General features: G+C 62.7%; 9 protein-coding genes. 7 read left to right on the forward strand and 2 right to left on the reverse strand.

Features of this window, described 5'->3' with window-relative positions:
* Positions 1-659 precede the first annotated feature (659 nt).
* The 7 genes from Q8R73_RS21625 to Q8R73_RS21655 are packed head-to-tail and all read left to right on the forward strand — an operon-like array spanning position 660 to position 6,889.
* On the forward strand, positions 660-3,500 hold the full coding sequence (locus tag Q8R73_RS21625; RefSeq protein ID WP_305721583.1) for a monovalent cation/H+ antiporter subunit A: 2,841 nt from the start codon (positions 660-662) through the stop codon (positions 3,498-3,500).
* A 4-nt stretch (positions 3,501-3,504) separates the two neighbouring features.
* Complete coding sequence (locus tag Q8R73_RS21630; protein WP_305721584.1) at positions 3,505-3,834, forward strand: Na+/H+ antiporter subunit C; 330 nt, start codon at positions 3,505-3,507, stop codon at positions 3,832-3,834.
* On the forward strand, positions 3,831-5,381 hold the full coding sequence (locus Q8R73_RS21635; protein ID WP_305721585.1) for a monovalent cation/H+ antiporter subunit D: 1,551 nt from the start codon (positions 3,831-3,833) through the stop codon (positions 5,379-5,381). Before Q8R73_RS21630 ends, Q8R73_RS21635 begins: the two co-directional genes overlap by 4 nt.
* Positions 5,378-5,875 carry a Na+/H+ antiporter subunit E gene (locus Q8R73_RS21640; RefSeq protein WP_305721586.1) on the forward strand — a complete coding sequence of 166 codons (498 nt, stop codon included), beginning with the start codon at positions 5,378-5,380 and terminating at the stop codon, positions 5,873-5,875. Before Q8R73_RS21635 ends, Q8R73_RS21640 begins: the two co-directional genes overlap by 4 nt.
* Positions 5,869-6,138 carry a K+/H+ antiporter subunit F gene (locus tag Q8R73_RS21645; RefSeq protein WP_305721587.1) on the forward strand — a complete coding sequence of 90 codons (270 nt, stop codon included), beginning with the start codon at positions 5,869-5,871 and terminating at the stop codon, positions 6,136-6,138. The genes Q8R73_RS21640 and Q8R73_RS21645 overlap by 7 nt, the downstream gene beginning before the upstream one ends.
* 10 nt (positions 6,139-6,148) lie before the next feature.
* Entirely contained in the window at positions 6,149-6,454 is a 306-nt protein-coding gene (locus tag Q8R73_RS21650; RefSeq protein ID WP_305721588.1) for a Na+/H+ antiporter subunit G, read from the forward strand.
* A 9-nt stretch (positions 6,455-6,463) separates the two neighbouring features.
* On the forward strand, positions 6,464-6,889 hold the full coding sequence (locus Q8R73_RS21655; protein WP_305721589.1) for a DUF1330 domain-containing protein: 426 nt from the start codon (positions 6,464-6,466) through the stop codon (positions 6,887-6,889).
* Positions 6,890-7,080: 191 nt separating this feature from the next.
* On the opposite strand, the gene Q8R73_RS21660 is transcribed toward Q8R73_RS21655, so the two are convergent.
* Both Q8R73_RS21660 and Q8R73_RS21665 read right to left on the reverse strand, forming a co-directional pair.
* Entirely contained in the window at positions 7,081-8,307 is a 1,227-nt protein-coding gene (locus tag Q8R73_RS21660) for an ABC transporter substrate-binding protein (RefSeq protein WP_305721590.1), read from the reverse strand.
* Between the two features lie 130 nt (positions 8,308-8,437).
* Positions 8,438-8,639 (reverse strand): DUF1304 domain-containing protein (locus Q8R73_RS21665; RefSeq protein WP_305721591.1); only part of this gene is annotated, 202 nt, incomplete at its 5' end.

Here is an 8,639-nt window from a genome sequence, read left to right on the forward strand (position 1 = left end):
CGCGTCAGGCAATGTAACCGGCTGGGTGGGTCGAGTCACGGCAGGCCGTGCGAGCATTCGTCGCAGTTAGTTCCGCCGTCGTCCGAATATAAACGGGACCCCGCGTCTCGAAGTTCAAGCCATGACATGGATCAAAACGGCCGCTACGGCCAATGCGTGTCGATCAACGATTTTTGCTCCGGTCGCATTCTGTTGAGTCGTCATCAGCCTATGTCTATTGTGTTCGAGGATTGCCGATGCGGGCAATGCGTGCGGCCTCATCCGCAGTCGAGAAAGGGTCATCCTCGCCAATGACGAAGTATCCGCGCAAGTGTCCGCCGCTCGCTTCCGTAATCCAATGGGGTTCGTGATATGGCTTCGTCCAAGGGATCCGGAGTGACGGACAAGGCCGCCATCGAGCCGCGTGACTGGCATGTGATCGTCGTAGACGCAGTGACCGAACGCCTGCGAACCCGTCCGAGCGGTCTCACCGTGCAGAGGCGACGGGGCGGCCCGAGATATGGCTGCAATCGGCTGCCGGAATCGCGGCCGCACAGCACTTTCATGCGTACGGCCGAGACGTCAGGCGTCGGCTCGCGGCGAAGCTTCTCCAGTGGAACTCACCCGCGGAATCGCGCCCTTCAAGCTGATTCGGATGCATTTCGGCGGTATGATCGGGCATGCGGATCGACTATCTCTCGGACATGGGACCATTATTGCTCAATTTGATGCTGGCCATCCCGTTCGTCGGGGCGCTTCTTGTCCTGGCTGCTGCGCGCCGTTCACGGTCGGCGGCAGCCTGGACTGCGGCTGCGGTCATGGCGTCCGGACTCGTCGCTCTGGTGCCGCTGTTGCCTGCGACTTTGTCCGGCGACGTCCTGACAACCCGAATTCCCTGGCTGCCCGAATGGGGTCTCGATATCGCCCTGCGCCTCGACGGCCTCGGGCTGCTGTTCACTCTTCTCATCCTCGGTATCGGGCTGCTGATCATTCTCTACGCCGCTTACTACATGCCGGCATACGATCGGCTTGGTCGTTTCTATGCGCTTTTGCTCGCTTTCGCGGGCGGCATGCTCGGCGTGGTCCTCGCCGAGAACACGATCCTGATGCTGGTCTTCTGGGAGATCACCAGCCTCACGTCGTTTCTGCTCATCGCATACAAGTACGAGGCGTTTGATGCCCGGATCGCCGCGCGCATGGCGCTCGCTGTCACCGGCGGCGGAGGCCTCGCTCTGCTCGCCGGACTACTGCTGCTCGGAAACATCGCCGGCAGCTTCGAACTGACCGTCATTCTCGCCAAAGGCGACGTGATTCGGGCGCATCCGTACTATCCGGTCGTGCTGGTTCTGGTGCTGCTCGGTGCATTCACGAAGTCGGGACAGTTTCCGTTTCACTTCTGGCTGCCGAACGCCATGGCGGCGCCGACTCCCGTGTCGGCGTATCTGCACTCGGCGACGATGGTCAAGGCGGGCGTCTTCCTGCTCGCGCGGCTCTATCCCGTGTTGTCGGGTACCGAACTCTGGCTCGTTCTGGTCGGCTCGACCGGCGCGGTGACGTTCGCCTATGGTGCATATGTCGCGATCCTGAAGCACGACTTCAAAGGCCTGTTGGCCTATTCGACCATCAGCCACCTCGGACTGATCACGCTCCTGTTCGGCCTTGACACCCCGATGAGCGCCGTCGCCGCCCTGTTCCACATCATCAACCACGCCATCTTCAAGGCCTCGCTGTTCATGGCGGCGGGCATCATCGATCACGAGTGCGGCACGCGCGACATGCGGCGCATCAACGGCATGTTCAAATACATGCCATGGACCGCGACGCTCGGTATCCTCGCTGCTGGTTCCATGGCCGGTGTGCCGCTTCTCAACGGATTCCTGTCGAAGGAGATGTTCTTCACCGAGACGGTCGGACATTTTGCGTTCCAGGGCTATGCGACATGGCTCCTGCCGGCATTCGCAACCGTCGCCGGGGTTTTTTCGGTCGCCTATTCGGCACGTTTCGTCCACGACGTCTTCTTCAATGGCGAGCCGGTCGATCTGCCGAAGACGCCGCATGAGCCGCCGCGCTGGATGCGCTTTCCCGTCGAGATCCTGGTCGGGCTGGTCCTGATCGTAGGCCTGCTGCCGCAGATTGCCGTCGGTTCGATCCTTCAGGCCGCGGCCGGTGCGGTGCTTCCTTCCGGCGTCCCGGAATTCAAGCTGGCGGTCTGGCACGGCTGGAACCTGCCGCTCGCCATGAGCCTGGCGGCCTTCGGGCTCGGGCTGACGTACTATTGGCGCCGTCAGTATCTCTTCGGGCTACACGAGAAATACGCCCCGAAGATCGCAAGCCCGGTGGCCTTCGAGCGCGTGTATCGCGATGCCGGACGGCTGGCATCGTGGCTCCTGCGTGTCATCGATACGCGCTCGCTGCAGCGCTATCTGGCAACGCTCGTCGTCTTTGTCTGCCTGCTCGGTGTGTGGGCCTGGATGAGCCTGCCAGGCCGACCGCTGACCGGTCCGCTGCCGTCCACGCCAGTGGACGGTGCGGCCATAGCCGCTCTTGCCGGGTTGCTCGTCGGCGCGGTTGGAACGGTCGTTTGGCACCGGCAGAGGTTGGTGGCCGTTATTTTTCTGAGCGTCGTGGGCCTGGTGGTCTCCTTCGCCTTTATCCGTTTCAAGGCCCCCGACCTCGCCCTCACTCAGCTCTCCGTCGAGGTGGTCACCATCGTCCTGCTGCTTCTGTCGCTGCGGTTCCTGCCCGGCGAGGTTACGGCCCGGAGTTCGTCCTTGCGCAAGCTGCGAGACGGTGGGCTGGCTCTGGTCGGCGGGGCTGGCGTCGCGGCTCTGACCTACGCCATGCTGACACGGCCTTTCGAGACGATATCGGGCTACCACCTCGCCAACGCCTACACCGGCGGTGGGGGGACCAACGTCGTCAACGTCATTCTGGTCGACTTCCGGGGCTTCGATACTCTGGGAGAGATCGCGGTGCTCGCCATGGCGGCGCTCGGGCTTCATGCACTGGTCGACGGCTTGCGGCTGAAGCCGTATGCCGAGAGCGCCAAGCGGGATGCGGATCGGCACCCTGTCATGCTGGCTGAGATGATGCGGCCGCTGCTGCCGCTGGCGCTCGCCGTCTCCGTCTACATCCTGCTGCGCGGCCACAACCTTCCAGGCGGCGGCTTTATCGCCGGCCTCATCGCCGCCGTTGCCTTCATGCTGCAATACCTCGCGAGCGGTATCGACTTCGCCGCCGCGCGCATGCGGTTCGACTACATGCGTATCCTCGGGGCGGGTCTCCTGATCGCCACGGCCACCGGGCTTGCGAGTTGGCTGTTCGACCGACCGTTCATGACCAGCACCTTCGGTTACGTCCACCCCCCCATGATCGAGAAGTTCGAACTGGCCTCCGCCATGGTGTTCGATATCGGCGTGTTCCTCGTCGTCGTCGCGAGCATCCTGCTGGCGCTTTCTGAACTCGGGACGCTGAGCCGGCGCGAGTTGATTGCCAAGTCCTCAAGCCGGGAGGAGTCCTGATCCCATGGAATTCCTCGTCTCGGCCGCCATCGGCCTCCTCACCGCTTCCGGCCTCTATCTGATCCTGCGACCAACGACGTTCTCGGTCGTCCTGGGGTTGACCCTTCTCTCCTACGCCGTGAATGCCCTGATCTTCTTCGGAGGACGGCTCGGCGCCTCGGCTCCGCCGCTCATCCTGCCCGGAACCGATGGTCATGCCGATCCACTGCCGCAGGCTCTGGTGCTGACCGCGATCGTCATCGGCTTCGGAATGACGGCCTACCTCGTTGCGCTGGCGCTCAAGGCCAAGGGCGAGAGCGGCAACGACCATGTCGATGCGGGGGAGGAGCGATGAGCCATCTTCCCATTCTCCCGGTGCTGATTCCTTTCCTCACGGCAGGGCTACTTCTCGCCACGCACGGCATGGGAACGGGATTCAAGCGCGCGGTGTCCTCGATCTCGGTCGTGGCACTTGTCGTGGTTTCCCTCCTGCTTTTGATCGAATCCGGCGATGGGAGCATCCGGGCTTATCGACTCGGCGACTGGCCGGCGCCGTTCGGAATCGTGCTCGTTACGGATCGGCTGGCTGCGATCATGGTTACCTTGACGGCGATGCTCGCGGCCGCCGCGCTGCTCACCGCACTGTCCGGCACGGATACCGAGGGCCGGCACTTCCACGTCTTCTTTCACCTGCAGATTGCGGGCCTGAACGGCGCCTTCCTGACCGGCGATCTGTTCAATCTGTTCGTGTTTTTCGAGATCCTGCTGCTCGCTTCCTACGCGCTTCTGGCGCACGGCGGGGGGGTCACGCGCACCCGCGCGGGCCTTGCCTATGTCGTCTTGAACCTTGCCGGCTCTGCGCTCTTTCTCATCGCGCTGGGGCTGACTTACGGCACGCTCGGCACGCTCAACATGGCCGATCTTGCGCGCGTCCTGCCGATGGTTGCCTTCGGCGACCAGGCCCTCGTCCGCACGACGCTCGCGCTCCTTGTCGCGGTGTTCGTTCTGAAAGCCGCCTTGCTGCCGCTCGGCTTCTGGCTGCCGCACGTCTATACGGCCGCCACGCTTCCCGTCGCAGTGTTGTTCGTCATCATGACGAAGGTCGGCATCTACGCGCTGCTCCGTGTATCGACGATCGGCTTCGTCACGGCGCCCTTCACAGCAGATCTGCTGCAGCCTTGGCTCGCCTGGCTGGCAATCGGAACCATTGCGCTCGGATCGATCGGCGCTCTTGCCGCGGCGCGCCTGAGCGTCGTCGTCGCGAACATCGTCATGATCTCGAGCGGCACGCTGCTGCTCGGCGTCGCTGCTGGCGGAGTGAATGCCTATGCCGCCATGCTGTATTATCTCGTCAACACGACGGTCGTGACCGCCGGTCTTTTCCTGCTCGCCGATCGGGTGTCCCGGCAGCGCGGGGCCGTTGCAGATTTCTTCGAGAAAGGGCCGCGGATGGCCGGCATTCTTGCGACCGGCGGAGCTTACCTGATCCTCGCTGTGGCGGCCAGCGGCGTGCCGCCATTGTCGGGCTTTCTCGGCAAGATCATGGTCATGCAGTCGCTCCAGGAAACCAGCACTGCAGTCGGGGCCTGGGCCGCGATGCTGCTCTCCGGCTTTGTCGTTGCACTGGTGCTGGCCCGCGCCGCCAGCAGGTTCTTCTGGGAGCCGGGCCTGCCGGACGAGGAAGCGTCCACACCAGAGCCGGTCCGGCAAATTTCATCGAATACCGGAAGCACCGATGCCGCGCTCTCCGGCATGATCGCCTGCGCCATCGTCATCGTGCTCGGTGCAGCGCCGATCTCCGACTATATGCGTGCCACGGCGGACCAGCTTGCCAGGCCTGCGGGCTATGTGGAGGCAATTCTGGGGGATTCCCCGGCAATCAGGAGGGAGCGCCGGCCATGACACTGTTCCCGCGCGTTCTGCCGCAACCGACCATTACCCTGGGTATCATGGGTCTTTGGATGGTTCTCGCCCCGAGCGCGTCGCTCGGAAACCTGCTCCTTGCCGTGATTCTTGGCGTTTCGATTCCATGGATCACCCGGAGCTTCTGGCCCGATCGTCCGTACCTGGCCCGGCCACTGACCGGCATCGTGCTGTTCGTTCGGGTAGTCGGCGATATCATCGTGGCCAGTTGGGAGGTCGCACGCCTCGTCGTCGGCCCGCTCGACCGCTTGAAACCCGCATTCATCGACGTTCCCATCGAAATCGACGATCCCTTCGTTGCAACGCTTCTGGCAAGCATCGTTTCGCTGACGCCTGGAACCGTATCGGTCGACATCGATCGTGCCGCCGGCATCCTCAACGTTCACGCGCTCAATGTCGCCGACGAGGCCGAAATGATCGCCGCGATCAAGCGTCGATACGAGGCGCCGCTCAAGAGGGTTTTCGGATGCTGAACTTTGTCATTCCTGTCGCACTTGCCATGCTGGCCATCGCCATGGGTCTGAATCTGCTGCGGCTGGTCAAAGGGCCGAGCACGCCGGACCGCATCCTGGCGCTTGACACGCTCACCATCAACACCATCGCGGTCGTCATGTTGATCGGCATTACCGCTTCGAGCGCGGCCTACTTCGAGGCAGCTCTTCTTATCGCCATGATGGGGTTCATCGGGACAGTTGCGCTGTGCAAATTCCTGCTTGGCGGCGATATCATCGAGTGAGGGCTTCAGAATGATCGTCGACATCGTCATTTCACTCCTGATCCTCGTGGGTGCTACCTTTGCGCTGGTCGGCTCCATCGGCCTCGCCCGGCTACCCGACTTCTTCACGCGCCTGCACGGTCCCACGAAGGCGACGACGCTTGGCGTCGGCTCGGTCGTCATCGCCTCTCTGATCCACTCCGGCGCGGCGACGGGCGGGGTCAGCCTGCGCGAACTCGCCATCTCGCTGTTCCTGTTCATCACAGCGCCGGTCAGTGCGCATCTGCTGGCTAAGGCCGCCCTCAAGACCCGAGCCAATCGCTCGGCAAAGCCATAGGAGAATTGCATGGGCCATATCGATCCCACCAAGGAAGTATTTGCGCAATTCCGGGCCAACGACCGGCCCGGCCCGATTCACATGCTGAATCTCGTCAGGTTGCGCGCGCAGGCCGCCTATCCCGATGGCCGCCAGGCCACCGGTGCGGAAGCCTATGCGGCCTATGGCCGGGAAAGCGGCCCGGTGTTCGAGCGGCTGGGTGGCCGGATCGTATGGCAGGGCCGATTTGAACTGATGCTGATCGGACCCGGGGAGGAGCGCTGGGATCACTGCTTCATCGCCGAATATCCCGGCGTTGCCGCGTTCGCGGAGATGATCCGTGACCCGGCCTATCGCGAGGCGGTGAAGCACCGGCAGGCGGCGGTCGAGGATTCGCGTCTGATCCGGCACGCGGTGTTGCCGGCCGGAAAGACGTTTGGCGAGATTCCGAAGTAGCTCACTGAATTTCTGGGGTGGGCAAGAGATAACGGGTGCGCGAATGCGCGCCCGATGGCGCACCCATCATCTCACGATAGCGGGACCCAGGGTGGGCACGGCGCGAAGGGTGCCTTTGTGCCCACCCCGCAAAACAGATCGGCGGCCTCGCGAGAGGCCGCCGATCGCTTTCCTGTAGAGAGAAAACCTAATTAGCCTGCGGGGCCGGTGTCCTCAAGGATCGGGCCGAACAGTTCCCAGCGCTCGCCGTTGAACTTCATCATCTGCAACTGCTTGTTGACCCGGTAATCGGTCGGTGTGGTGTTGACGACGATGCCCGGCAGCGAAAGGTCGAGCTGCACGTTCTTCAGGCTGGTGGCCTGCTTCATGACGTTCTCGCGGGTCAGGTTATCGCCGCACTGCTTGAGCACATGGATCAGCAATTGCGTGGTCGAGTAGCCATAGGAGTTGAAGCTCGAATCCTTGTCGCCTTCGGGATAGTATTTCGCCATGAACTCGAAATACTTCTTCATGCCGGCGTCATCCTTCCAGGTCGGATCGAGCGGATCCTTGCCGTAGTTGACGCTGATCACGCCCTTGGAGGCCTCGAGCCCTGCCGGCTTCATCACTGCGCCGACCGAGGTGGCGTTGATGTCGAGAATGTGTACCGGCTTCCAGTTCAGTTCGGCGAGCTTCTTGATGGTCTGCGCCGCCTGCTTCGGCGTCGAGGCGCTGAAGAACAGGTCCGCGCCGGCATCCTTGATCTTGAGGATTTGCGAATCGACGGTCGGATCGGAGACTTCATAGGAGGCTTCCGCGACCACCATCTTCGACGCCTTGTCGCCGAGGCCGGCCTTGATGCCGTTCAGGTAGTCCTTGCCGAGGTCGTCGTTCTGATAGAGAACCCCGACCTTGGCGTTCGGATAGTTCTTGATGATGTACTGGCCGTAGATGCGGCCTTCGACGAAATAGTTGGGATTGAAACCCATCGTCCACGGGAAATTCTTCGGGTCGGTGAACTTCGAGGCGCCGGTGGCGGCGAACAGCTGCGGCACCTTCTTCGCGTTCAGATACTTCTGTACCGCGGCGTTCGACGGCGTGCCGAGGACCTGGAAGGTGAGCAGCACCTCGTCGCTCTCGACCAGCTTGCGCACCTGTTCAACCGCCTTGGGCGGCGAGTAGGCGTCGTCATACTGGATGAGGTTGATCTTGCGGCCGTTCACGCCGCCCTGGTCGTTGACCATCTTGATATAGGCGGCCTGGGTCTTGCCGATGGTGGCATAGGCGGAAGCCGGGCCGCTGAATGGATTGGTCTGGCCGATCTTGATCTCGGTGTCGGTCGCGCCGGTGTCATATTTCTTCTGCGCTGAAGCGGGCGAAGCCGACAGCGCGATGGCTACTGCCGTCCCGGCGACGAGCTGAAAAATGCCGTTCCTCATGTATCTGCTTTCCTCATCTGTTTATTGTGCCGATGGTCTTGTCCGGTTGTGGCGGACGCCAGCGCTGCCAGGATACTGAATGAACGGTTGTGGCATGGCAATACGATGCGGGCCGTCAAGATGATCTAATTTACGCCAGCCAGAGCAGGACGAGCGCGATCGCGGCGGGCGCCGCCTGCACGTATAATATCCGGCGGCTGACGGAGGCGGCGCCGTAGACGCCGGCGACGACCACGCAGAGCAGAAAGAACACCTTGAGCTGGAACGCAAACGCCGGAGCGCCGTGCAGCAGCCCCCAGGCGAGGCCGGCGGCGAGGAATCCATTATACAAG

Origin of the sequence: Bradyrhizobium sp. (genome assembly GCF_030697065.1) — a bacterium.
In the GTDB taxonomy this organism is placed as follows: domain Bacteria; phylum Pseudomonadota; class Alphaproteobacteria; order Rhizobiales; family Xanthobacteraceae; genus Bradyrhizobium.